At 59.7% G+C, this 24642-nt stretch carries 26 protein-coding genes; 17 read left to right on the forward strand and 9 right to left on the reverse strand.

Features of this window, described 5'->3' with window-relative positions:
- Positions 1-24 precede the first annotated feature (24 nt).
- The 5 genes from AC07SI_RS16390 to AC07SI_RS16410 all read left to right on the forward strand — a co-directional run bounded on the left by AC07SI_RS16390 (position 25) and on the right by AC07SI_RS16410 (position 5500).
- On the forward strand, positions 25-1578 hold the full coding sequence (locus tag AC07SI_RS16390) for a sugar ABC transporter ATP-binding protein (protein ID WP_065906305.1): 1554 nt from the start codon (positions 25-27) through the stop codon (positions 1576-1578).
- 59 nt (positions 1579-1637) lie between these two features.
- Positions 1638-2660: an ABC transporter permease gene (locus AC07SI_RS16395; RefSeq protein ID WP_065906306.1), complete on the forward strand. Its 1023-nt coding sequence runs from the start codon at positions 1638-1640 to the stop codon at positions 2658-2660.
- 338 nt (positions 2661-2998) lie between these two features.
- Positions 2999-3403 carry a TraR/DksA family transcriptional regulator gene (locus AC07SI_RS16400; RefSeq protein WP_010564800.1) on the forward strand — a complete coding sequence of 135 codons (405 nt, stop codon included), beginning with the start codon at positions 2999-3001 and terminating at the stop codon, positions 3401-3403.
- Positions 3404-3948: 545 nt separating this feature from the next.
- The gene (locus AC07SI_RS16405; RefSeq protein ID WP_495006190.1) at positions 3949-5181 is read left to right on the forward strand and encodes a methyl-accepting chemotaxis protein; all 1233 of its coding nucleotides are present in this window, start codon (positions 3949-3951) and stop codon (positions 5179-5181) included.
- 115 nt (positions 5182-5296) lie between these two features.
- Positions 5297-5500, forward strand: coding sequence for a hypothetical protein (locus tag AC07SI_RS16410; protein WP_065906309.1), 204 nt, complete (start codon positions 5297-5299; stop codon positions 5498-5500).
- Between the two features lie 7 nt (positions 5501-5507).
- Here AC07SI_RS16410 and AC07SI_RS16415 read toward each other — a convergent pair whose 3' ends face one another.
- The 3 genes from AC07SI_RS16415 to AC07SI_RS16425 all read right to left on the reverse strand — a co-directional run bounded on the left by AC07SI_RS16415 (position 5508) and on the right by AC07SI_RS16425 (position 6429).
- On the reverse strand, positions 5508-5744 hold the full coding sequence (locus tag AC07SI_RS16415) for a DUF2789 domain-containing protein (RefSeq protein WP_065906311.1): 237 nt from the start codon (positions 5742-5744) through the stop codon (positions 5508-5510).
- 69 nt (positions 5745-5813) lie between these two features.
- Positions 5814-6044 carry a hypothetical protein gene (locus AC07SI_RS16420; RefSeq protein WP_034104424.1) on the reverse strand — a complete coding sequence of 77 codons (231 nt, stop codon included), beginning with the start codon at positions 6042-6044 and terminating at the stop codon, positions 5814-5816.
- Between the two features lie 112 nt (positions 6045-6156).
- Complete coding sequence (locus tag AC07SI_RS16425; protein WP_083221447.1) at positions 6157-6429, reverse strand: hypothetical protein; 273 nt, start codon at positions 6427-6429, stop codon at positions 6157-6159.
- Between the two features lie 418 nt (positions 6430-6847).
- Here AC07SI_RS16425 and AC07SI_RS16430 point away from each other — a divergent pair, with 418 nt between their 5' ends.
- Together AC07SI_RS16430 and AC07SI_RS16435 are read left to right on the forward strand one after the other, a co-directional pair.
- Positions 6848-7297 (forward strand): hypothetical protein, encoded by a 450-nt coding sequence (locus tag AC07SI_RS16430; protein WP_065906313.1) that lies wholly within the window; start codon positions 6848-6850, stop codon positions 7295-7297.
- A 133-nt stretch (positions 7298-7430) separates the two neighbouring features.
- The gene (locus tag AC07SI_RS16435) at positions 7431-8447 is read left to right on the forward strand and encodes an ABC transporter substrate-binding protein (protein ID WP_495006097.1); all 1017 of its coding nucleotides are present in this window, start codon (positions 7431-7433) and stop codon (positions 8445-8447) included.
- A 250-nt stretch (positions 8448-8697) separates the two neighbouring features.
- Here AC07SI_RS16435 and AC07SI_RS16440 read toward each other — a convergent pair whose 3' ends face one another.
- From AC07SI_RS16440 to AC07SI_RS16450, 3 genes are all read right to left on the reverse strand, one after another.
- Positions 8698-9645: an IS110 family RNA-guided transposase gene (locus AC07SI_RS16440; protein ID WP_495006098.1), complete on the reverse strand. Its 948-nt coding sequence runs from the start codon at positions 9643-9645 to the stop codon at positions 8698-8700.
- Positions 9646-10223: 578 nt separating this feature from the next.
- A complete protein-coding gene (locus tag AC07SI_RS16445; RefSeq protein ID WP_495006099.1) occupies positions 10224-12350 on the reverse strand; it encodes a TonB-dependent receptor in 2127 nt (708 codons plus the stop codon).
- A gap of 93 nt (positions 12351-12443) precedes the next feature.
- Positions 12444-12833 (reverse strand): DUF2946 domain-containing protein, encoded by a 390-nt coding sequence (locus AC07SI_RS16450; protein ID WP_065906318.1) that lies wholly within the window; start codon positions 12831-12833, stop codon positions 12444-12446.
- Positions 12834-12925: 92 nt separating this feature from the next.
- Between AC07SI_RS16450 and AC07SI_RS16455 the strand changes: the two genes are divergently transcribed.
- Positions 12926-13363 (forward strand): DUF3995 domain-containing protein, encoded by a 438-nt coding sequence (locus AC07SI_RS16455; protein ID WP_065906320.1) that lies wholly within the window; start codon positions 12926-12928, stop codon positions 13361-13363.
- A gap of 1166 nt (positions 13364-14529) precedes the next feature.
- Complete coding sequence (locus AC07SI_RS16460; RefSeq protein WP_495006100.1) at positions 14530-17028, forward strand: TonB-dependent siderophore receptor; 2499 nt, start codon at positions 14530-14532, stop codon at positions 17026-17028.
- A 70-nt stretch (positions 17029-17098) separates the two neighbouring features.
- On the opposite strand, the gene pdxR is transcribed toward AC07SI_RS16460, so the two are convergent.
- Positions 17099-18484: a MocR-like pyridoxine biosynthesis transcription factor PdxR gene (gene pdxR / locus AC07SI_RS16465; protein WP_495006101.1), complete on the reverse strand. Its 1386-nt coding sequence runs from the start codon at positions 18482-18484 to the stop codon at positions 17099-17101.
- Between the two features lie 183 nt (positions 18485-18667).
- Here pdxR and AC07SI_RS16470 point away from each other — a divergent pair, with 183 nt between their 5' ends.
- From AC07SI_RS16470 to AC07SI_RS16495, 6 genes are all read left to right on the forward strand, one after another.
- Positions 18668-19108, forward strand: a complete 441-nt coding sequence (locus AC07SI_RS16470) for a carboxymuconolactone decarboxylase family protein (RefSeq protein WP_065906326.1) — start codon at positions 18668-18670, stop codon at positions 19106-19108.
- A 92-nt stretch (positions 19109-19200) separates the two neighbouring features.
- Entirely contained in the window at positions 19201-19530 is a 330-nt protein-coding gene (locus AC07SI_RS16475) for a hypothetical protein (protein ID WP_065906328.1), read from the forward strand.
- Positions 19531-19799: 269 nt separating this feature from the next.
- Positions 19800-20495, forward strand: a complete 696-nt coding sequence (locus AC07SI_RS16480) for a fumarylacetoacetate hydrolase family protein (RefSeq protein WP_201144138.1) — start codon at positions 19800-19802, stop codon at positions 20493-20495.
- 36 nt (positions 20496-20531) lie between these two features.
- On the forward strand, positions 20532-21431 hold the full coding sequence (locus tag AC07SI_RS16485; RefSeq protein ID WP_495006102.1) for a helix-turn-helix transcriptional regulator: 900 nt from the start codon (positions 20532-20534) through the stop codon (positions 21429-21431).
- Positions 21432-21530: 99 nt separating this feature from the next.
- Positions 21531-21977 carry a GNAT family N-acetyltransferase gene (locus tag AC07SI_RS16490; protein WP_495006103.1) on the forward strand — a complete coding sequence of 149 codons (447 nt, stop codon included), beginning with the start codon at positions 21531-21533 and terminating at the stop codon, positions 21975-21977.
- 3 nt (positions 21978-21980) lie between these two features.
- Positions 21981-22241, forward strand: a complete 261-nt coding sequence (locus AC07SI_RS16495) for a hypothetical protein (protein ID WP_315419239.1) — start codon at positions 21981-21983, stop codon at positions 22239-22241.
- Positions 22242-22505: 264 nt separating this feature from the next.
- On the opposite strand, the gene AC07SI_RS16500 is transcribed toward AC07SI_RS16495, so the two are convergent.
- A complete protein-coding gene (locus tag AC07SI_RS16500; RefSeq protein ID WP_495006104.1) occupies positions 22506-23450 on the reverse strand; it encodes a GGDEF domain-containing protein in 945 nt (314 codons plus the stop codon).
- Between the two features lie 248 nt (positions 23451-23698).
- On the opposite strand from AC07SI_RS16500, the gene AC07SI_RS16505 reads away from it, so the two are divergent.
- The gene (locus tag AC07SI_RS16505) at positions 23699-23947 is read left to right on the forward strand and encodes a DUF1652 domain-containing protein (protein ID WP_065906338.1); all 249 of its coding nucleotides are present in this window, start codon (positions 23699-23701) and stop codon (positions 23945-23947) included.
- On the opposite strand, the gene AC07SI_RS16510 is transcribed toward AC07SI_RS16505, so the two are convergent.
- On the reverse strand, positions 23944-24084 hold the full coding sequence (locus tag AC07SI_RS16510) for a hypothetical protein (protein WP_162946075.1): 141 nt from the start codon (positions 24082-24084) through the stop codon (positions 23944-23946). The two genes, AC07SI_RS16505 and AC07SI_RS16510, sit on opposite strands and share 4 nt — an antisense overlap.
- A 226-nt stretch (positions 24085-24310) precedes the next feature.
- On the opposite strand from AC07SI_RS16510, the gene AC07SI_RS16515 reads away from it, so the two are divergent.
- Entirely contained in the window at positions 24311-24622 is a 312-nt protein-coding gene (locus tag AC07SI_RS16515; protein ID WP_106804209.1) for a YXWGXW repeat-containing protein, read from the forward strand.
- The last annotated feature ends 20 nt before the right edge of the window (positions 24623-24642 follow it).

Here is a 24642-nt window from a genome sequence, read left to right on the forward strand (position 1 = left end):
GCCCTGCAGATGGAGTACCTCCCTATGCTTGCTCAAGCCACTGTCGTGCAGCCGCCCGGTCTCCAGCCCCTGCTGCCGGAAGAACCCTACCTGCTGGAAATCCTCAATATCAGCAAAGGCTTTCCCGGCGTCGTGGCCCTGGCCGATGTGCAATTGCGCGTCCGCCCAGGTTCGGTGCTGGCGCTGATGGGCGAGAACGGTGCGGGCAAGTCGACGTTGATGAAGATCATCGCCGGCATCTACCAGCCCGACGCCGGGGAAATCCGCCTGCGTGGCAAGCCGATCGTGTTTGAAACACCGCTGGCGGCACAGAAGGCGGGGATCGCGATGATCCACCAGGAACTCAACCTGATGCCGCACATGAGCATCGCCGAAAATATCTGGATCGGCCGCGAGCAGCTCAACAGCCTGCACATGGTCAACCACCGCGAAATGCACCGCTGCACCGCCGAGTTGCTGGCGCGTCTGCGCATCAACCTGGACCCTGAGGAACAGGTGGGCAACCTGAGCATCGCCGAGCGGCAGATGGTCGAGATTGCCAAGGCCGTGTCCTATGACTCCGACATCCTGATCATGGATGAACCGACTTCAGCCATTACCGAAAAGGAAGTGGCCCACCTGTTTTCGATCATTGCCGACCTCAAGTCCCAGGGCAAAGGCATTGTCTACATCACGCATAAAATGAATGAAGTGTTCGCCATCGCCGATGAAGTCGCGGTGTTCCGCGACGGCCAGTACATCGGCCTGCAACGCGCCGATAGCATGAACAGCGACAGCCTGATCTCGATGATGGTGGGGCGCGAGCTGAGCCAGCTGTTCCCGGTGCGCGAGACGCCCATCGGCGAGCTGCTGCTGTCGGTGCGCGACCTGCGCCTGGATGGCGTGTTCAAGGACGTGTCCTTCGACTTGCATGCCGGCGAGATTCTCGGCATCGCCGGGCTGATGGGCTCGGGCCGCACCAATGTGGCGGAAACCATTTTCGGCATCACCCCAAGCGACGGCGGGCAGATTGAACTCGACGGCAAGCCGGTGCGCATCAGCGACCCGCACATGGCCATCGAAAAAGGCTTCGCGCTGTTGACCGAGGACCGCAAGCTCAGTGGTCTGTTCCCGTGCCTGTCGGTGCTGGAGAACATGGAAATGGCCGTGCTGCCACATTATTCGGGCAACGGTTTTATCCAGCAGAAAGCCCTGCGTGCGCTGTGCGAAGACATGTGCAAGAAGCTGCGGGTGAAGACGCCGTCCCTGGAGCAGTGCATCGACACGCTGTCGGGCGGCAACCAGCAGAAAGCCTTGCTGGCGCGCTGGCTGATGACCAACCCACGGCTGTTGATCCTCGACGAGCCGACCCGCGGCATCGACGTCGGTGCCAAGGCCGAGATTTATCGCTTGATCTCTTTCCTCGCCAGCGAAGGCATGGCGGTGATCATGATTTCCTCCGAGCTGCCTGAAGTGCTGGGCATGAGCGACCGGGTGATGGTGATGCACGAAGGTGAACTGATGGGCACCCTGGACCGCGCCGAAGCGACCCAGGAAAAAGTCATGCAGCTGGCCTCCGGTATGACGGCGGTCCACTGAAGCATAGCCAGCGCGGGCCTGCGGTTGGCCCGTGCCACAGAATAAGAAGGTGATGGGTGATGAACGCGATAACAGATAACAAGCCTGCGACGGTCCCGACCAAGCATCGTCGGCGGCTGCCGACCGAACTGAGCATCTTCCTGGTGCTGATCGGTATCGGCCTGGTGTTTGAACTGTTCGGCTGGATCGTGCGTGACCAAAGCTTCCTGATGAACTCCCAGCGCCTGGTGCTGATGATCCTGCAGGTATCGATCATCGGTCTGCTCGCGATTGGCGTGACCCAGGTGATCATCACCACGGGGATCGACTTGTCCTCGGGCTCGGTGCTGGCGCTGTCGGCGATGATTGCCGCCAGTTTGGCGCAGACTTCCGACTTTTCCCGCGCGGTGTTCCCTTCGCTGACCGATTTGCCGGTGTGGATTCCGGTGGCAATGGGCCTGGGCGTGGGGCTGCTGGCGGGTGCGATCAACGGCAGCATCATTGCCGTCACCGGTATCCCGCCCTTTATTGCCACCCTCGGCATGATGGTCTCGGCCCGTGGCCTGGCGCGTTACTACACCGAAGGCCAGCCGGTGAGCATGCTCTCGGATTCGTACACGGCCATTGGTCACGGGGCGATGCCGGTGATTATCTTCCTGGTGGTGGCGGTGATTTTCCATATCGCCCTGCGCTACACCAAGTACGGCAAGTACACCTACGCCATCGGCGGCAACATGCAGGCGGCGCGCACCTCGGGGATCAACGTCAAGCGCCACCTGATCATCGTCTACAGCATTGCCGGGTTGCTCGCAGGCCTGGCTGGCGTGGTCGCCTCGGCGCGCGCCGCCACCGGCCAGGCCGGCATGGGCATGTCCTATGAGCTGGATGCGATCGCCGCCGCGGTGATCGGCGGCACCAGCCTGGCGGGCGGGGTAGGGCGCATCACCGGCACCGTGATCGGCGCGCTGATCCTCGGGGTGATGGCCAGCGGGTTTACCTTTGTCGGGGTGGACGCGTACATCCAGGACATCATCAAGGGCCTGATCATCGTGGTCGCGGTGGTGATCGACCAGTACCGCAACAAGCGCAAACTCAAACGCTGAACGGCGCTTACCAGCGATAAGTCGCACGCTGCCAGTTGAATGAGCCTTACAGCTTGTCGCTTGCAGCTTGCGGCTTATAGCTGCTTTATGAAATTTCCTGCTATAAACGCACTCCGATAACCATTCGCCAAGCCCGTCCTGGTGCCTTTTGGGGTTATATCGGAAAAAATGCCTGTCATTTCAGTTGCTGAGCCCTCAAGTCGGCCTTAGACTGCCGCCCCTCGTAAATTGAGTGCCGGGTGGCGCTTGAAATGGACGGCGCCTTTCCGAGACCTGCACAGGCCTTCCGGAACGCTCCCTTATTCGCCTTAATGCACGTATTTTTTATAGAGAAATCAATGACAAAGGAAAAGTTGCTGGCCATGCCGGCGGATGACTACATGAATGCCGAACAGCACGCTTTTTTCGAGCAGCTGCTGCAAGACATGAAAGTGGAACACCACGAGCGCATTGAACAGAACCGTATCGCCATTGAAAGCCTGGACACCCCGGCCGACCCGGCTGACGCCGCTTCTGTAGAAGAAGAGCGTACCTGGCTGGTAAACGCCATTGACCGCGACCAGCGCATGCTGCCGCAGCTTGAGCGTGCCCTGGAACGCATCAAGGAAGATTCCTTCGGCTGGTGTGATGACAGCGGCGAGCCTATCGGCCTCAAGCGCCTGCTGATCAGCCCGACCACCAAGTACTGCATCGAAGCGCAAGAGCGCCACGAGCAGATCGACAAGCACCAGCGCCAAGCCTGATGCGTTGAAGCGGGGGATCGCCTGCGCGGTTCCCCGGAGAAAGACCCGTTACGCCCCGTCTATTGATCTGCTGCAAGCCACCCCACTAAAGGCCCATGGATAATGGCCCGATAGTGGCGTTTAATGCAGCGACAATAACGACAAGCAGTGGGGTAACGAAGATGGCTGGAGACGGATCTCTGATGGGCGCAGCAGTGCCACCCCACACGGTGGTGCGCGGGTTGCCCGGCTGGCTGACGCCACTTTTGCAGAGCGCCGCCCTGGTGCTGGTACTGCTGGGCCTGACGTTCGCCAGCCTGCCGATCTACCTCTGCCTGGCATTGGCGCTGCTGGTGATCTGGCTGCCGAGCCTGAAAAAACGTACACCCCAGGTGGCCACGGCCGACGCCATCGATGCAATGGCCGAGCTGACGCGCGACCTGTCCTACACCACCAGCCATAACGCACTCTCCGCAGCCGGCGTGGCCTATTCGGTCAAGCAACTGGCGGCGCGCCTGCAGTCGCAACTGGGCGCGGCCAAGCAGATTGTCAGCAGTGCCGAAGTGATGATCGGCACCGAAAAGCTCACTTCGCAACTCAGCCGCGAAGCCCTCGGGGCGGCCAGCCAGGCCCATCAACGCAGCACTGAAGGCCGGGAAGTATTGGCCGAGTCGATCACCCGCATGCACCAGCTCAGCCAGCGCGCGAATGCCAGCCGCGAGCTGATCGAAGCCTTGAGCCAGCGCAGCGAGGAAATCCAGCGGGTGACCCTGGTGATTCAGTCCATCGCCAGCCAGACCAACCTGCTGGCGCTCAACGCGGCCATCGAAGCCGCGCGGGCCGGTGAACATGGGCGCGGGTTCGCGGTGGTGGCGGATGAAGTGCGCGGGCTCGCCGGTCGCACGGCGACGGCGACTGATGAGGTCGGGGTGATGGTGGCCGATATCCAGCAACGCACGGCCCAGGTGGTAGAACAGATTCGCCAGCTGTCGGCGGATTTGCACACCGGCGTCGAGCAGGTGGAACATGCTGGCGAGCATTTGCACACCATTGCCAGCCTGGCCGCCAGTGTCGAAGGCCAGGTCAATGAAATCGCCCAGGGCACCGACACCAACCGCACCCAGCTCGACAGCCTGTTCCATGCCGTGGAGCAGATGCGCAGCGACTTGGCCGTGAGCGACCAGCAAACCCGTCAACTGGCCGAGGCCGCCGTGCAGATGGAAGGCCAGGCCGAAACCATCAGCGAACGCCTGGCGGAAGTCGGGCTGGATGACTATCACCAGCGCATCTACGACCTGGCGCGCGAAGGCGCCAGCCGGATTGCCGCGCAATTCGAGGCTGATGTGCAGCAGAACCGTATCAGCCTGGATGACCTGTTCGACCGCAGCTACACGCTGATTCCCAACACCCAGCCAAGCAAGTACCACAGCCGTTTCGATGGCTACACCGACCAAGTGTTGCCGGCAATCCAGGAGGCGTTGCTGCCACGTCATGAAGGCCTGGTATTCGCCATTGCGTGTACGCCGCAAGGCTATGTGCCGACGCACAACAAGGCGTTTTCCCAGGCGCTGACCGGCGATGTCCAAGTGGATGCGGTGCAGAATCGCACCAAGCGGAAATTCGAGGACCGCACCGGGATTCGCTGCGGCAGCCATCAGCAGGCGGTCTTGCTGCAGACTTACACCCGCGATACCGGTGAGCTGATGCATGACCTGTCGGTGCCGATCATGGTCAAGGGCCGGCATTGGGGCGGCTTGCGCCTGGGTTATAAACCCGAGGGCGTGAAGGGCGGGCGTTGAGGATTATTGCGGTTTATGCAAGGGAGCTATTCCGGGGATAGCTTTTTCCTACTGGAAGAAAACCGTAGCATGGCCAACATTGTTAGCCAGCTAACTAATATTGCGGAGAAACTCCATGCAAACCAAAGTCGATGTCGCCGTGATGATTGGCAGTGGCGTACCGCCGACCCTGCGGGCACTGGGTCAGAAAGCCTGCTGGGTGGTATTGCTCAACGGTGAGCAGCGCGGCACGGCGTTCGCCAGCCGTGATGAAGCCGAGGAATGCAGGGCGGCCTGGCAGGCGCTGTTGCGCCTGGAGCAGTCCGACAGCCTGCATTGATCTGCGCTTAGTGAGGTTGATGCAGGCGTTGATTCAGCTCATCCACCGCGATCGCCCATTCGGCGTCATCGCGCAGCTCTTCCTTGAGGAATGCCGCTTGCTGGGGCGTCCAGAAGGGAGCATCGATCAGTTTCACGTCCTCGGGCAACGGGTTGCTGGCAATGAACGTATCGATGGCTTCTGGGGATGAATCCAGGCCCAGTTGATCAAACAGGGTTTCAAGTGTTGGGATTGGCGCGTCCATATCGTTCTCCATGCAGGGTGGTCGTTATGCATGGGAGGTTCGTGGCGCGGCGGAGTTCGAATTTGTTGCTCAGGAGTTCAGCGCACCGGCATCGACTGCGCTCTTGAGCGCCTTGGCGGCGTCCTTGGCAGCAATGGCGGCGGCATCCACGGTTTTGAACCAGCGGTCTTTTTCCACCTGGTGGGTGGTGACAGTGGTCAGCGGTGGCTTGGCCCGCATCACGATCACCGCTTGAAACTCACCGTCTACCTCTCGTGCATCGCCATGGATGAAAAATTCGCCGATATCAAATTCCGTCACGTATAGCCTTCCCTTGGAGATAACTGCACTGGTGAAACCTGGCCCGGAGGGACAAAGTTCAGTGGACGGGCCAGTATGGCAGTTGTTGCGGGTCGGCGGCGCAGTAAAGTCATCAAGGTGACGAAACGATGCCTCCATGCGGCTGATGCAGGACGGCCTCGAGCTCTTTGGCCAGTTCGCACGCCTTGATATGGTTACTGCGAAAGCCTCTGATCCGACCGCTGAGCACTTCTCGGATATGAAAGAAGTTGCGGCCGGCCGGTACCACTTGGTAAAGAACTGAATCCGAGTACCCGTCGTAGCCGCGCAAGCGGTAGTATTGCGCCTCGTCCTGGCATGATGAACGAGTGTTCGAGGACAGAGTGTCGTAGGTTGGTCGTTGCATGGACTGTTCCTTTCGATCAATTCGGTTGACCCATCTGCAGCGTTTTGAGTAGTTTTGATCGGTGCAGCTGTTTTAGTATTGTCGTCGGCAGCTGGCGCGCGGTTCCATGCCAGGTATGTATTTTTGTGTTGGGTGTCGGAAAACTGCATTTTTAACTGGGTTATCTTCTGAAGTTGGTCGGTCCGTATTCTCGGGCCGTGGAACCTGTGATCTCCTGTGGTGCCTGATGACCTTGCACAAGGTCCATCGCGTACGTCTGTACTAGTCTTATGGCGCGACAGCAGGATCTTCTTCAGTTTTTTCAATGTGAATGTGTTGTATGCACGCGCCGTGATGGCCGTTTTTTTGTGCTGCCCGCTCTGGCGGACAGCGCTCTTTTCGATGTGGGGGCGTTTCCTTGGCAGTCAGTAATCTGGATATGCACGCGTTATTTGTGCTGGGTGATTTGCGCGCAAAGTTGGTCAAGCAGTTTCAATCCCGTTTTGTCTACATCACTGAACAGACGCCGGAAGGCATCTACATCGCCGAAATCGATACCGAAGCGGCGATGGTGGTGGATGACAAGCCCCGCCTGGAACTCAAAGTGGGTGATCATTTCCGTGCGGCGGTATTGCCCAGTCGTGAAGGCGGCAAGTTTGAATTGAAGTTTCGCGACATCAAGTTGACGGTGTATGGCCTGGGCGACTATGCCTTTGTTTCTTCGGCCGACGGCCAGGGCATCGTCTTCAAGGAAGGCCACAGCGTGATGCTGGTGTTTGCCGCGAATGAGCAACTGCAGGAAGGCTTGACCAAAACCCTGAAGGCCGTGACCGGCAAGGCCGCCAAGTGGCGCAAGGGTGAACTGGTGACCTTCAAGGCCAGCGAGTAATCCGCCCATACCACGAACATCCGATGTCTCCCGGAACCTCTACTACAGTTGAGTTGACTTAACTATTCAGAGGCTTCGCGCATAGTCAGCAAAGCCGCCCGCTGGTTGCTGCATTATCGCGAGGTGCGAAGGCATGAAAGGATTGAAAACGTTGTTGGCTGCATCCCTGACGACCCTCGGCCTGTCCGTGGCGGCGTTGCCGGTATCCGCAGCCGAGGCGCCGATACATTTCGCCGACCTGAACTGGGAAAGCGGCAGCCTGATTACCGAAGTACTGCGGGTAATTGTCGAAAAGGGCTACGACTTGCCTACCGACACCTTGCCTGGCACGACCATCACCCTGGAAACCGCGCTGGCCAAGAATGATATCCAGGTCATCGGCGAAGAGTGGGCCGGCCGCAGCCCGGTGTGGGTCAAGGCCGAGGCCGAAGGCAAAGTGGTGGGCCTGGGAGATACGGTCAAAGGAGCCACCGAAGGCTGGTGGGTGCCGGAATACGTGGTCAAGGGCGACCCGGCCAAGGGCATCAAGCCGCTGGCGCCGGGCCTCAAGAGCGTGAAGGACCTGGCGCAATACAAGGACGTGTTCAAGGACCCGGAATCCCCGGGCAAGGGACGCTTTCTCAACAGCCCCATCGGCTGGACCTCGGAAGTGGTCAACAAGCAGAAACTCAAGGCCTACGGCCTGGATGACAGCTACGTGAACTTCCGCAGCGGCTCCGGCGCAGCGCTGGATGCCGAGATTGCCTCGTCTATTCGGCGTGGCAAACCGGTGCTGTTCTACTACTGGTCACCGACGCCGTTGATGGGGCGCTACAAGCTGATCCAGTTGGAAGAGCCACCGTTTGACGCCGAGGCGTGGAAGACGCTGACGGATGCGGACAACCCTGATCCCAAACCGACTCGCTCGCTGGCTTCCAAATTGAGTATCGGCGTGTCCACGCCATTCCAGAAGGAACATCCGCAGATTGCCAGCTTTTTCGAGAAGGTCGAGTTCCCGATTGACCCGCTGAACAAAGCCCTGGCAACCATGAGCGAAAATCACACCGCGCCTCGAGAAGTTGCGCAGGTGTTCCTCAAGGAACACCCGGAAGTGTGGAAGGCGTGGCTGCCCGAGAATGTGGCACAGAAGGTCGAGGCTAGTCTCAAGTAGACTTCGGGCCTCAAGTCCTGAGAATGATCGACAATGTGGGAGCGGGGTTGCTTGCGAAGGGGGTGTGTCAGGTGCTGAAGGTAGTGGCTGACCCACCGTCTTCGCAGGCAAGCCAGCTCCCACATTTTGCAATGTATTTCAAGGTTGGAACCGGGTTGTACCTGCAACTCAAATGCCAGTGCAGCACCGCGACTCCCAAGCCCGAACAACGATCAAAACTGTGGGAGATTCTATGGTTGAGGGGCAACCCTCAACCAACCTTCGGTTGGTATTCGTTTTGTCCTTTCAGCAAGGCAAATACCACCCGGGCGAGCTTGCGAGCCAGCATTACCAACACCTGAGTTGTGCTATATCCCCGTGCTCGCTGCGCTTGGTAAAACTCTTTCCATGCTGCTGTCCGGCTGGCAGCCATTGCTGCGTTATGCAGAAGGCGCCGTGCTTCTGAGTCGCCGCGCTTGCTCAAGCTGCGGCGATTATCTTTCTGCCCTGACTTAGAAACGCGCAAATCCATGCCCAGGAAGGCAATAAAAGCGTCCGCGTTTCTAAAATCACCTCGCTGAAAGGTTGTAATCAAACGGGCGCCAGTCAAAAAACCGATACCTTCAACTTTCATGCAGCGTTTGAGTTGGGCCAGCAACCCGGCCTCTTTCAGGCGATCACCGATCATTTTTTCTATCAGCCCTTCAAGTCTTTGCATCGACTTCATTTGCTCAGCGAAAGAGGCCTTCAACTGCGGCTCGTTCGCCCAGCTTTGCGTTAGGCTGACGCGAGCTTGAACCAAAGCGGCACGACGACGGAAAAGGCTCAAAAGTTGGCGATAAAGAGGAGACGGTGGAGTCCAGGGGTGAAGTTCGTCGGCTTCTTTTCTCAAATACCGCGCCAGTAATTGGGCATCCAAAGCGTCGGTTTTAGCCCGAACCTTCACACCTTTGCGGTAATGGCTGAGTTCATAACCACCGACCATGTAAATAACGCAGCCGGCCTCATAGGCCAGGTCAGCGAACTCCAAGTGGTAGGTATTAGTCGCCTCAATTGCGATCGCTATGGCGCCCGGTAAAGCCTTCAACCACTTTTTGATGGCGGCTTTGTTGTTCGGGATCGTTTCCAGCAGATCGAGCTCGGCGTGATAAATCACCAACTCATTTTTTGCGACATCAATACCAACGATTGGCTTTGAGACGGGAACTGGCATTGCCATAGTGACGTCCTCCGGGCTAAGGTTTTAAGCACTTGAAGGGCTCACCCAGGGGCGCAGGCTTGTTCCTATCGTCGGTCATAGCCAGATGCATTCTTTATCGGCGCTTGGGTGAAAGGAGGAGGGGCGAAATCTCCCACGGTCTGTACTGCTCTAACAGTCAGAATCGGGCTTTGTCCCTCCTCCTCCCTTCAAGTCCTAGCATACAAGCGGGCTTGCTCGCGAAAGCGGTGCGTCAGTCGCTGGAGAGGCTGACTGGTCCACCGCCTTCGCGAGCAAGCCCGCTCCCACTTTTGGGATGTATTCCAAGGTTGGAACCGGCTTGTGCCGACCGCTCAAATGCCGGTGCAGCACCGCGACTCCCAAGCCCGAACAACGATCAAAACTGTGGGAGCGGACTTGCTCGCGAAAGCGGTGTGTCAGTCGCTGAAGGTAGTGGCTGACCCACCGCTATCGCAGGCAAGCCAGCTCCCACATTTTGCAGGTATTCCAAGGTCGGAACCGGGTTGTGCCGTCGGTGAAAATGTCGGTGCAGCACCGCTGGCCCAAGCCCGCTCCCACATTTGGGGTGTATTCCAAGGCTAGAACTTGGTCTGTACTGCCAGCTCAAACGTGCGCGGAGCGCCCAGGTAGTACGCCGGGGAGACATGGGCAAACTCGGCATAGACCTCATTCGTCAGGTTACGCACGCGACCGGTGATCGAGGTGTGTGCGTCGACCTTGTAGCGCAGGAACGTCCCGAACAGCGTGTAAGCCGGCACTGTCTGGGTATTGGCGTTATCCGCGTACACCTGCGCCACGTACCGCGCATCCACGCCGCCTTGCCAATCCTCGGCAAAATCATACGTCAGCCACACATTGCCCACGCGCTTGGGCACGTTGGTGGGCGTATTGCCCTTGCGCGAGACCACCGCGCCGCTGGCGATTTTCTCGTTGAACTCGTCGTACTCGGCATCTACCCAGGCGAAGTTGCCTTCTGCCAGCAGCCTTGGCGTGATGCGCAAGGAGCTGGCCAGTTCGATGCCTCTGGACGACTGCGCGCCGACCGGAATGCTGCTGGTGGGGTCTTGCGGATCGGTAACCGCAAAGTCCTTGCGCTCGATTTTGTAGGCCGCCACAGTGGCTGAGCCCCGGCCGTCCAGATAATCGAACTTGCTGCCCACTTCCCACTGTTTGCCCGTCGATACATCGAACACTTGCGTGGTGGTACTCGGTTGCTCGGCAGCGGTGCTGTATTGCACATAGACGTTGGCCGAGGGGATGAACTGGTACGTCAAGCCCACACGGCCGGTCACCGGCTCCCAGCTGCGGGTGAAATGCCGTGGGTTGCTGGCGGTCACCGCGCGGTGATTGGTGACATCCAGGTCGATGGCGTCATAACGCAGACCGGTCAGCAGCGACAATTTGTCAGTCAAACCCAGGCGATTCTCCACGAACAGCGCCTTGGTGGTGACTTCGCTGGTCTTGTCCTTGCCGAAGCTTTCCCGGGTGCGTGGGATGTCGTAGAAGTGCCCTGGATCGAAGTTGTTCGGATCCACCGTGCTGTTGCCCGGCACATTCAGCGGGGTGTTGGTGGTGCTGTTGACCTTGTACTCAAAGCCGCCGGACCAGGTGGTCGACAAGCCGAAGAGGCTGTCTTCGTGGCGCAGTTCGAACTGGTTGCCGTGCTGTTCACCCTGATGACGCACCTGATAGGCAGTAGAGCGGTTCACCGCGCTGTTGTCGGCGTTGTACTGGTAGGTTTCCAGGTTGCGGTAATCGCGCTGACTGTCCAGGTGGTAGAGCGTGTTCTTCAGCGTGGTGCTGTCGTTGATACGGTAGTCGATGATCGAGCGCGCCCAGATCGTGCGTTGCTCGTAACGGCCATCGGCGACGTTGTAGTTGTTGAAACGATTGTGCTTGTCGATCTTCAGCTCGCCGGCCTTGGGGTTGAGCACCGGCGTGCCCCAATAGGGGCTGTCCTCGTGTTCATCCTGATATTCCAGGGCCAGCGTATGCGAAAGGTTGGGAGTGAGATCACTGAGCAGGGAAAACGCCAGGCTCCAGGCGTCGCGCTGGTCGCGATCGATGTAGCTGTGGTTGGTATTGCGGCTCACATCCAGGCGCGCATAGTGCTGGACGTCGGCGCCAGGGTCGGTGAGCGCGTGGTTGACCCCCAAGGCCATGCCGACGGTGTCGTAGCTGCCGTAGGTCAGTTGGCCCTCGGCGGCCTGTTCCTCACGGGTGGCCAACTTGGTCACGTAGTTGAGCGAACCCCCCACGGAGCCGGCGCCGTTGATCAGGGAGGAGGGGCCGCCGACTAATTCCACCCGGTCATAAATCCAGGCATCCACCGGTCGGGCCAGGCCCGTGGCGACGTTGATGCCATTGAACATCTGGGTGATCTGGTTGCTGGTGAAGCCACGATACGACACAAATCCGCCAAACCCCGGCGGCGCGCTGGCGTTGACGCCGGGCAGGGTGTTGGCCGCATCACGGAAGGTCTTCGCCCCATGGCGCTCGATATCGTTGCGATTGGCAATCGCCACCGACGCCGGGGTTTCCCGCACGCTCAAGCCCAGCCGCGAAGCGACGCCGCTGGATTGGTCCAGGGCCAGGCCGGGCTCGGCGGTTTGTTCGCCATCAACGGTGGTAGGCGCCAGTTCAATGGCCCAGGTGCAGACAGGCAGGCAGCCGAAAAGGCCCGCCAACAGAGGTAAATGTTTCATGTTGAATCCTGAAAAACTTGGCTCGAAAACAACGCACGGCCGCCCGTCCTTCCTTGCGGAAACGGTGGTCAGTGCAGATCGGAACGCGAAGGATCAGGCGAGGGCGGGTGGCGCACGCGGATGGGCCGTGGGCCAGGTGAAACGGGCAGGGATGTCAGCGGCAGCAACGATCGCCGGCGGTGGCGCATGGGGTTGCGGCAACACCGCCACATTCAGGCTGGAATTGAGCGCCGGGCCCATGCCGCCGGTCGAGCACAACGGGCAACCAAACGCCTTGGACAGCGTCGGCAACTGCTCATCGGCGGAGTTGGACGGCTTGGGTGCCTGGGTACGCGGGTCGACGGTACAGAACTGCCCGCCGATGCCGTTGAGTTGCATCCCGACCATCTGCCCATGACCAATACTGCAGGCGAACACATTGAACAGGACGCAGCAATACAGCATCCAGGCAATGAGCGAGCGGTCGGCACGGGCGATTTTCATGGGGCGGCACTTTACCATCAGCCGCCGACGAAATGCCTGCAAAAAATCTCAGGGCGACTATCCTGTCTCGCATCTTTTCAGGGAGAACCGTCATGAGCTTTGTCATCGCACGATGGATCGTCGGCGTATTTACCTGTATCAGCATGGTGCACCTGTACTGGGCTGCCGGCGGCAAACTCGGCAGTCTCGCCGCCATCCCCCAGCTACCCGGTGAATTCGCCAGCGGCCCACGCCCGGCGTTCAAACCCTCGGCGCTGGGGACCTTTCTGGTAGCGATGGGGCTGGTGGCGATCGCGCTGTTGGTGTGCCTGCGAGCGGGCTTGTACTTCTCGGCGGTGTCCCATGGGGCGTTGCAATGGGGAATCAGCGCGATTGCCGTGGTGATGTTTGCCAGGGCGATTGGGGATTCGGAGTTGGTGGGGTTCTTCAAGAAAGTCGGCGGGTCGAGGTTTGCCCGACTGGATACGTATTTTTATTCGCCGTTGTGTCTGGTGTTGGGCGTAGGGTTGTTGGTGGTGGCGTGGGGGTGAACTTGGCTCAGTTAGCTTAAGCCCAACTTACACAGTCATGGTCGTCCATGTAAATCAAGAACGACAAACTTATGTCCGTCATCCTAAATGGATATCCCGTTGTTTCAGATAAAATACGTTCAAGTTGTCGGGGGGTTTCGATCGGTCGGGAAAGTCGCACCCGGCGGCGTAAAAAGTTTCGCAAAGAGATATTATTAATACCTTCAACTCATCGGTATTAAGTTTTCTGTTTTTGATCCATAGCTTCTCTAAGGCTTCATCAATCTCTGTTTCTAAGTAATTCATTGAGTAACACCAACTCTAGAGCGGCTTGCGCGGAGTGGTTTAATCAAAAATGGCATTGGGTGAGGGGGCGAATACAGGCTGGCCATGGGGGGATGGGAAGCCCATCATGTATTTATGAACTCAAAAAATAATCATCAGCTCCGTTTATATAAATATTTGGGTCGCAAGTCGATATGTATTTGGCCTTGAATTCAATTGATGCATTTTTGTTGATTGCTTGAAAGTAAAACTGATCCTCATTGGGTGTGATGTTCAAGAAAAACACTTCTCGAATGTCTAGGTTTTGTATTTTCAAGTCGCGAATGCCATGGCAATCAATCCCCATTCTGCAAGTGCTATAGCCTCTGCCCTCCTATTTAGTCGGTAATGTGTCTGGGAAGTCGGGGATAGCGAATCCTAATGACGGTCTATCATTTTCTGCAAAGAAAATAATGCGATTATTCCAATCTCTACAGGTTTGATGAATAACTTCTCGAAGACTATATTTCTCTCTAGTTCATTCCAGTATTTCATTCTTATCCTGAAATCGTAATGTTCCTTGGCTCTGCGTAGGGTGCGAAAACAAAGCGTCCAGTTGTTGCGCAGAACCATCGCCCTGCACCCGTAGTTGATAGCATCCGTGACGTCTCGGTAAAGGACAAGGCGTCGGATTCTGCCGCAGGAAAAAACCGCCGGATGAGCGGTTCAAAAAATCAGAAAAGGTCCACCCATCGAGGGAAAAAGCCCTAAGAAAACACTCCCCGAAGCCACACAAAAAAGCGCCGCAGCTGATTGCAGCTGCGCTGGCAGAATGAATCTCAAATAAAAACTTCTCTCATTACTACCCGATTTTCGGACATGGCCGTCATGGTTTATAGAACCTCTCCTACACAGGATTTCCCATGTCGCGCCTCGCTCGTCCTTTGCATCCACTGGCCCTTTCAGTGGCGATAGCCTTTGCCGCCGTGCCGTTGCTGACCGTCCAGACCTCCTTCGCCGAAGAAAGCCGCGCGGTGCGTGGCTTCCAGATTCCGGCTGGCGACTTGAGCCAGGCTCTCAATAGCCTGGCCGAGCAGGCGGGCCTGGTGCTGGCATTCGACGCAAGCCTGACGCGGGGTAAGCACAGCAACGGCCTGAGCGGGCAATACGATATCGACGTGGCGCTGACCCAGTTGCTCGCCGGCAGCGGCCTGCAGGCCCTGAAGCTCTCCGCCGATCGCTACCGCCTGGAGGCCATCGCGCAGAGCGGCGGCGCCATGGAGTTGCAGGCCACCACCATCAGCGGCGCGTACCAGAGCGAAAGCCCCACCGGGCCGGTCTCCGGTTATGTCGCGACGCGCAGTTTGTCGGGGACCAAGACCGACACCGCGGTGATCGAGACCCCACAGTCGATCTCGATTGTCACCAAAGACCAGATGCGCGCGCAGAATGCCGAGAGCCTCAACCAGATCCTGCGCTACAGCGCCGCCGTGATCCCGGAAACCCGTGGCGCCACCGCGTCGCGCCTGGACCAACTGACCATTCGCGGCTTTGCCCCGGCCACCTACCTGGACGGCTTGCGGATGCCATCGAGCCGTGACGCCTTGCCACAAAAAGACGCGTTCGACCTGGAGCGCGTCGAAGTGCTGCGCGGCCCGGCCTCGGTGCTGTACGGGCAGGGCACGCCGAGCGGGGTGGTCAACATGGTCAGCAAGCGCCCGCTGGATACACCGTTCCACGAAGTGGGCGTTGAATACGGCACGTTCAACAAGAAACGCACCACCTTCGACCTGAGCGGCCCGATCGATGACCAAGGCGTGTATTCCTACCGCGTCGCCGGCCTTTTCGATGATGCGGACGGCCAGGTCGAACACACCGAGACTCGCCGCCAGTCGCTGTCCAGCGCATTCACCTGGCGCCCGGATGAGGACACCTCGCTGACCTTGCTCGGGCATTTCCAGAAGGACCCCAAGGGCGCGTCCTACGGTTCGGTCCCGGCGTTGGGCTCGGTGCTGCATAGCCCGACCGGGCGCAAGATCGATGTGGATTTCTACGACGGCGAGAAGAATTTCGAAAAAAGCGACCGCGAGTATTACTCGCTCGGTTATGCGTTCGAACATCACTTCAACGATGTGTGGACGGTGCGCCAGAACGCCCGTTACCTGCGCACCGAGGGCCAGTACCGCAGCCTCTACAGCAACTACCTGTTGACGGACTACCGCACCATCCGACGCTCGACCATCGCCAGTGACGTCGACATGGATGCCTACACCCTCGACAACCAGCTGCAGGCCAAGTTTGACACCGGGCCGTTGCAGCACACGCTGTTGATGGGCCTCGATTACCAGAACACCAGCACCGACACCAAGTCCGGTTCGGGCGTTTACACCGCCGGGCCGACCCTCGACATTTTCGACCCGGTCTATGGCGCGGCCGTCCCGGTACCGGCGTACACCACGGATGGCACCTCGCGCAGCGAACAGACCGGGGTGTATCTGCAAGAGCAGATGAAGTGGGACAAGTGGGTGCTGCTGCTGGGTGGTCGCTATGACTGGGCAAGCACCGACAACAGCACGCAGACCCTGAGTACCCGTGCCAAGACCAAGTCTTCCCTGGACAGCAAGGCGTTTACCGGCCGGGTCGGCCTGGTCTACCTGTTCGACAATGGCCTGGCGCCATATGCCAGCTATGCGGAGTCGTTCAACCCGCAGTCGGGCACCGGGTATGGTGGTTCGGTGTTCAAGCCGACGGAAGGCAAGCAGTACGAAATCGGCATCAAGTACCAGCCTCCGGGCAGCAACAGCTTTATCACCGCGGCGATTTTCGATCTGCGCCAGACCAATGTACTCACGACCGACCCGGATCCGACTCACCTGTGCGGTTCCGGTCGCTGCCAGAGCCAGGACGGCGAAGTGCAGTCGCGAGGCTTTGAACTCGAAGGCAAGGCCAGCCTCAACGACAACCTGGATATCACCGCGGCCTATGCCTACCTGGATAACCGTATCAGTAAGTCCAACAGCACCGTGCGCTATGCACCGATCAGCGACATCGGCGTAGGCCCCGCCATCGACGCCGAAGGCACCACCACCTACGCGGTACCGCGCCACACCGCTTCGGCGTGGGCCGACTACACCTTCCACGACGGCCACCTCAAGGGCTTCGGCGTCGGCGCCGGCGCGCGCTATGTCGGTTCGTCCTGGGGCGATACCGCCAACACCCTGAAGGTGCCGGGCTACACGCTGTTCGACGCGGCGGTGCACTACGACATCCCGAATATCGCCAACCTCAAGGACAACCTGCGCCTGGCGCTCAACGCCACTAACCTGGCGGACAAAGAGTACGTCGCCTCCTGCTACTCGTACTCGTGGTGCTGGTATGGCTCGCAGCGCACGGTGCAGGCGAGCGCGACCTACCAGTGGTGATCTGAACAAAGGCCTTGGCGAACACGTACGCGAGCAGCATCGCCAAGGCTTGTCAGTGCGCGCGTGAACGCTAGCCCGTAAGGCATTCGAGGAGACGTCGACCCAAGGCCTCGGCGCTGGCCTGGGAGTCGATATTGGCAAAGCCCAGCAGCAGGCCGGGGCCGGTTTGCTGCACCATGCTCCATTCGCTCAAGGCCTCGGCAAAAATGCCTGCGTCGGCCAGCTTCTTCACCAGCAAACGGTCCGATAGTGGAGCCTTGAGCCGCAGGACCAGGTGCATCCCGCCCGGCTGCGCATCGATGCAAATACGCTCGCCCAACACCTTGCGCAAGCCGTTGGCGGTGGCGTCGCGGCGTTCGCCATAGAGCTTGCGCATGCGCTGGATATGGCGGGCGAAATGCCCCTCGGCGATAAAGCTGGCGACGATCGCCTGGGTCAGTTCCGGGCAATGGCCGAGAAAGCTCTGGCTCACCTGCGCAAAGTGCGCAACCTGGGAGGAGGGCACCACCAGGTAGGCCAGGCGAATGCCGGGGAACAGCACTTTGCTGAACGTGCCGGCGTACAGCACGCGACCCTCGCGGTCCAGGCTCTTGAGGGCAGGCAGCGGGCGGCTGACATAACGGTATTCGCCGTCATAATCGTCTTCGATGATCCACGCCTGCTGGCGCGTGGCCCATTCCAGCAACTCCAGGCGACGCGGCAGCGACAGCGACACGCACAGCGGGCTCTGGTGGGCGGGGGTGACGATCACCGCACGGGCGTCGCCGGCCTGGCGCACGCACAGGCCATCGGCGTCTACCGGGAGCGGCACGGTGTTGATGTGCAGGTACTCGAGCAGGGAGCGTGTCGGCGGGTAGCCCGGGTCTTCCACCAGCACCCGGTCGCCGGGCTTGAGCAATGCGTGGGTGATCAAGCTCAAGGTGTTGCGATAGCCCGAGGTGACAAACACCTGCTCCGGCGTGCAGTTGATACCCCGCGCCACCTGCAAATAGCTGGCGATGGCGGTCCGCAGCGCGGGCAGGCCCTGGACCGGCGGGTTGGCCATGTCGGCCAGTTGCGTGGCACGCACGCAGCGGGCGGCGATTTTCGACCAGATCTTGCGCGGGAAGGCATCCAGCGCGGGCAGGCCCATCTGGAAGGGCAGCACCGGCTGCTGACGGCGCACCGCGTGGTAGGGCGCGGCCACCACGCGCGTGGGCAGGGCGGCCTCGATACCCTGGGCCACCACCGTTCCGGCCTGGCCGCGCGACTCCAGGTAGCCCTCGGCGGTGAGCAATGAGTAGGTGCTGTCGATGGTGCCGCGCGCCAGCCCCAGCTCCTTGGCCAGGGCCCGCGCCGCCGGTACGCGCTCGCCCGGCTTGAGCAGCCCTTCGGCAATGGCACTGCGAAAGCGCCAGTAAAGCTGGCGGTAGATCGGTTCGGCGTCGGTGAGATCCGGCGGGGGCAGGGTGTACATGGGGCCTGGCTCCAGGTCGTGGCTGATCTCACTTTACCGGGGCCATGACCCATTCCCAAGTGCCATAAATGCACTAAATGACCAGGCCATCATGGTCTATGCATCAGCGCCATTCTTGGCTCTTCAGAGGTGAGCCATGGCGCCGCAAGATGGCCCCTTCACTCAACTGCAACAGGATTTACCATGACCACTCGCCTCGATTACACCCAAGCATCCCCGGAAGGTTACAAGGCTTTCGGCGGCGTCTACGTCTACCTGCAGAACAGCGGCCTGCCCAAGGCGCTGATCGACCTGGTGTACCTGCGCGTTTCGCAGATCAACGGCTGCGCGTTCTGCATCGACATGCACTCGCGGGACCTGCTCAAGCAAGGCCTGGCCGTGGATAAACTGGTACTGGTACCGGTGTGGCACGATGCCCGCGACGTGTTTACCGCGCGGGAACGCATCGCCCTGGCCTTCGCTGAAGCCGTTACCCGCAGTGATGTGTCGGACGCGGACTACGCCGCCGCCGCCGCCGAATTCAATGCCAAGGAACTCGCTGACCTGACTTACGGCATCGCCCTGATGAACGCCTTTAACCGCCTTGGCGTCACCTTTCGCACCACGCCTGCAGCGGCGGCCTGAAACATTGCGCAAGAAGGCAATTTAATGGCCCCCCTGTAGGCAAATCCTCGCCAAAATCACTTTTATTTTCAGGTGGTTAGGTGAGGAAGCAAATGCGCACTGTTGGAATCATGCTGATCGCCTGCTCATTGGCCGGCGGCGCGGCTGCCGTGCAGGCACGGGAGCTGCGCGAGGGTGACAAGTACATGTGCAGTTGGGGCGCCGGCACTGCCGCCAGGGCCCAGGAACTGAAGCTGTCGGGCGTGTCGCTGTATGCCGCGCGGCAGAAGATCCAGACCATCAAGTTCAGCAAATCGTGGATGCGCATGATGGCCATGGGCATCACCGAACAGACCTATGACAGCCGTTCACGGCTCAAGCCCGAGGCGATTCGCCAGAGTTTCTACCAGGATTGCCTGCGCTATAAAGTGGCGCGCAAATAACCTCCGGCGGTTTAAAAAGACTGCGGTGAGCCGGCATGTTCCTGGAAAAATACGTTCGCCGTGGCGATAAACCATCGGTTCGCCTGGGACAGGCATACAGCGGCGCGCCAGCCCAGGTTGAAGTGCATGAACTGCGCAGGCATCGAATGATGCCGGGCAGTGCGCCGCAGGAGCAAACACCGCCCAGTGCAAAATCTGCGTAAGCCTGTCCAACTTCGTCGCGGGCACCCTCGCCATACTGGTGCCAGGCAAACCAAGAGGCACAGACCATGACCGAGTATGTCTTCACCCCCGCGCAAACCCCCTCGTTGGCAGTCAAGGGCAGCGACGCGCGCTTCCCCTTGCGCCGGGTCTTTTGCGTCGGCCGCAACTACAGCGAACACGCCCGCGAAATGGGGCACGATCCGGACCGCGAACCGCCTTTTTTCTTTATGAAACCCGCAGACGCGGTGGTGCCGGCCGAGGGCGTGATCGCCTATCCGCCGCTGACCGCCGACCTGCATCACGAAGTCGAACTGGTGGTGGCGATCGGCAAGGGTGGGGTGGACATCAATCCTGAAGACGCCTTGTCCCACGTCTGGGGGTATGGCGTCGGCATCGACCTGACGCGCCGCGACCTGCAGGCCGAGGCAAAAAAGCTCTCGCGTCCGTGGGAATGGGCCAAGGCTTTTGACGAATCCGCACCGACCACCGCGTTGCAACCGGTGAGCGCCGTCGGGCATCCGTCCAGCGGCAAAATCTGGCTCAAGGTCAATGGTCAGCTCCGTCAGGTCGGAGACTTGGCGGACTTGATCTGGAACGTCAGCGAAGTGATCAGCCACGCCTCCAAATCCGCAGCCCTCAAGCCCGGCGACCTGATCTTCACCGGCACGCCCGCCGGTGTCGGTGCGGTGCAGCGCGGTGATGTGCTCAGCGCCGGCATCGACGGCCTCGGCGAGTTGCGTTTCACCCTCGGCCAGGGTTGAGGCTACAGTGGTGCCCAGGCCATCCGAGAGACCGTTATGCCAGGCACCCGCGTCACCACTTACGGCATGGAGCAGCGCAGCGACCGCCCCGACTTCTACATCCGCGACAAATGCGGCAGGGCGGCGCTGACCAGTCCTCATCGCCATGAGTATTTCCAGATCCAAATCAACCTTGGCGGCGACACCGTGCAGCATATCGGCGGCGCGGTGCGGCCGTTCCCGCGTAACGCCCTGGCATTCATCCTGCCGCATCGGCTGCATTTGATCCCGCATCCCGAGGATGGCGAGTTCTTGTTGATCAACTTCAGCCAGGCGTTTTTCCTGCCGCAGTTGACGTGCGATCCCCTGGACCTGGAAGACATCCCCATCGGCCAGGCGCCGGAACTGTCGCCGTTTCGCTTCCAGGAACAGCTGGACTTCATCCTCGACGATGCCACGTTCGAGCAGGTCAAAACCTGGCTGGCGCATATGCGCGACCTGGATGCCCATCGCACTTTCGGCGCGCGCGAGCGCCTCAAGGGCTATCTGTTCCAGCTGATCGGCCTGGTCTGCGAGCAATACGCCGAGCCGTTACAGGCGTTCGCTGCCAACAACGCCACCCGACGCGGGCGCAAGGATGCCCTGGCGCGGGTGCAGGTGCATATCCGCGAGCACTTGCACGAACCGACCCTCAACCTGACCGATACGGCCGCCGCGGCCTTTTTGTCGCCCAACTACCTGACCCACCTGCTGCGCAAGGAAACCGGCAAGCCCTTCTCGCAACTGGTGCTCGACCGCCGCATGCAATTGGCGCGCACGCTGTTGCTCAACGGCACGCAGATGATTGGCGTGATTGCACATCGCTGTGGGTTTACCGATGAGGCGTACTTTTCCCGCTGTTTCCGCAAGGCTCACGGCATGGCGCCGGGGCAATTCAGGCGTCAATCCAGTGCATAGCGGCCGGCTTGCCGCTGCCTGTTAAGGCGTTTTACAAATCCACGACAATCGGTGTGTTTCTATTTGCATACAATTGCGCACTTCATCAGGGAGGCCAGTATGCAAACACTTATCCGCGTGGCGACGACGGATGACATCGACACGCTTTTTGCCATCCGCACCTCGGTGGTGCAGAACCACCTGAGCCGCGAGCAGATGGCCGACCTGGGCATCACACCGCAGGTGCTGGCCGACACTATCCAGGCAGCGCCCTGTGCCTGGATTGCCGAGGTGGAGGGCCAGCCGGTGGCGTTTGCCATGGTCGACCTGGCGCAGGGAGAGGTGTTTGCAATGTTCGTCTTGCCGTCGCACGAGCGCCTTGGCCTTGGACGCCAGTTGATGGCCGTGGCCGAGGCGGCGCTGTTCAAGCATCACCAGCGACTGTTCCTGATCACCGATGGTGGTGCCGACATTCGCGCCAACGGTTTCTACCAACGCCTGGGCTGGTCGGTAGTGGGCCGGGTCGAGGGTGACGACGTGCGTTATGAAAAGAGCAGGGTGGACTAAACCATGAGGCCCCTTGAGCCGCAGCCGTCCAACAGCCTGCGCTACTATGCGGTCGGGGTGCTGTGCGTGGCGGTGCTGCTCGGGGGGTATTTCATGCAGCTCAACGCCAAGGCGGATCGCCAGCGCGAGGAGGCCGCCGAGCGCCTGGCACTGTGTCGGCAAGTTGAGCGGGTTGCCAGTGTGGCAGTGTCCGGCAGCCTTGAACTTCGCGATAGCTGCAAACAGTTGAGCGAACAGTCGATCAGCAGAGACGCACCGAATTAATCAATAACCCTTTCTTATACGTGGATATATAGCGGAAGTTGCACCAAAAAGTGGCATTAATACCGCTGACTCCCTTTAAAAAAGTGTGGTTATTGAATGACTTACAACACTTTTAATCCGACGAAAGGATTAAAATAATCTTGTTACGGCTTTTTACAATCGGTAATATTGCCGGGCGTTCACCTCCCACGGTTTATGCATTTTTAAATCCCAAGTTTCCATCAGCTACTTGGGATTTTTTTTGCCTGTGATTTGACCTCGGCGTCAAACTTCACCCTCGGCAAACTCTGCGCGCATGCGTCCATTACGTTTGGCTTGATACAGCAACTTGTCGACGTCTTCGACAAAACCCAGCATCGCACTCTCGGGTGTGACGATCCGCGTACCGACACCCAGGCTCAAGGTCAGTTGGTTGGCGACGGGCGAAAAGCCGTGTTCGATCTGCTGCTGGCGGATCAGATGCAGGCAGCGTTGTGCCACTTGCCGGGCCGACGCCGCGTCGGTTTCCGGCAGCAGCCACACAAACTCTTCACCGCCGATACGCGCAATGAAATCCCGTGGGCGATTGGCCGCCTGCGACAGTGTGCGTGCCACCTGGCGCAGGCATTCGTCACCCTTGATATGCCCGTAGTGATCGTTGTACTGCTTGAAAAAATCGATATCCAGGATGATCAACGACAGCGGCAACTGGCTGCGCTGGGCGCTGGCCCATTCGCGCTCCAGCACGGTGTCGAACATGCGCCGGTTGGCGATGCCGGTGAGGCCGTCCTGATAGGAATATTCCTCGAGTTGTTTCTGCAGGCGCACCAGGTGTTCTTCGGTCTTCTTGCGCTCGCTGATATCGAACATGAAGCCAATCAGTGCCTCGACTTCGCCCTCTTTGCGCACCACATGCACTACGTCGCGAATCCACACGTAGTCGCCATTCGCCGTCAGCGCGCGGTAGTCAGCCTCGTGGTCGATGCCGGCGCGCGATTGCGACACGCAGAAATTCACCACGTATTCGCGGTCATCCGGGTGCATGCGTTCGACCCAGTCATCGACGCTGACCCAGCTTTGCGGGGTCCAGCCGAGCAATGCCTCGATCTGCGGGCCGATATAGCTGAAGGTCATGGTCTGCCAATCGATGCGCCAGGGGATGGCCTTGGTCGACTCCAATAGCGTCTTGTACACGTCACTGTCGGGCTGGCTCGGAGGGGCGGTGCTCATGCTGGAATGCTCGAGATGATGGCCAAAAGCCAAGAGCGTCTTTTGATCCACGCCTGGAGTCAAGCCCGGGCTTTGGCAGTAGACGAGAGGTCTGGTTGACCGCTTTTCTGACGCCAGCGAACCGGCGGTTCCGGGGCAAAATGAGTCAGGGTTGGCACTTTTGCGCGAATAGCCCCATCCCCTGCAAAACCTCATCTACTCTGTCTGCATCACAACTACCGGGTGAGGCCCAGGGAAGGGGACTTATCATGATTTCCATCGTCGAATTCAACCGCATCATGGCCTCCGGCTTCCTGCCGCTTGCGTGCGATTGCACGGTGAACAGCGACGGTTCGCTGCGCATCAGCGTGTTCGAGCCAGTGTCCGGACGCGTCGACCTGCTGCTGACGCGCGTGTCCCCCGAGGGTCTGGACAGCATCCGTTCCATCGCAAACCTGATCGGCGAACTGCGCACCGAGCTCAAGGCCGGGCGCCGTGGATTTGCGGCGGTCAGTTAGCTGTCGACGGTGTGGCTGGGCGTGTCGAGCGCGCCGTAGTAGCGCCAGCAGCAATGGCGGTGCTCCGGCAGGATCACGCAACCGCTGAGGCTGACGATCAGCAGGGCGGCAACCAGCATGGTAAGGCGACGGTACATGGTGTTTCCTCTTGGTTTTACCTGCGTTAATCCTTCAACGCGGCCACCCGTGTAAATCCGTCGCGAAGCTTTCAGATATTTCATCAAGCCCTCTCATTCCCTGCGCAATACTGCTGGCGAGCACTGCCCGAAAATAAATCCGCGCGGCCCGCGACGGATTTTTTGCGCACCCGCCGTTCAACCCATCAGCAACCCGCACTTTCGCCGGTTGCATGAAGGAGTTGCCATGAGACCCCTGGCCAAATTGCGTTTTGCCTTGCTTGCTCCGCTGGCCCTCGCCGCGTTTGTGAGCACCCCGACTTTTGCCCAGACCGAAATCATCATCCAGCAGGCACCCCCGCCGCAGCGTGTGGAAGTGATTCCCGCCCAGCGCCCCGGCTACGCCTGGGACCGAGGCCACTGGCGCTGGGAAGGGCGCGGCTACGGTTGGGTGCCGGGTCACTGGCAGCCGGTGATGCGCAATGCGCGTTGGGAGCCCGGCCACTGGGAAGCCCATGGTCCGAACTGGTACTGGCGCGAAGGGCATTGGATCCGCTGAAACTTGACCCTTGGCCCCGA

The sequence above is a fragment of the Pseudomonas sp. GW821-FHT05D12 genome, assembly GCF_059419825.1.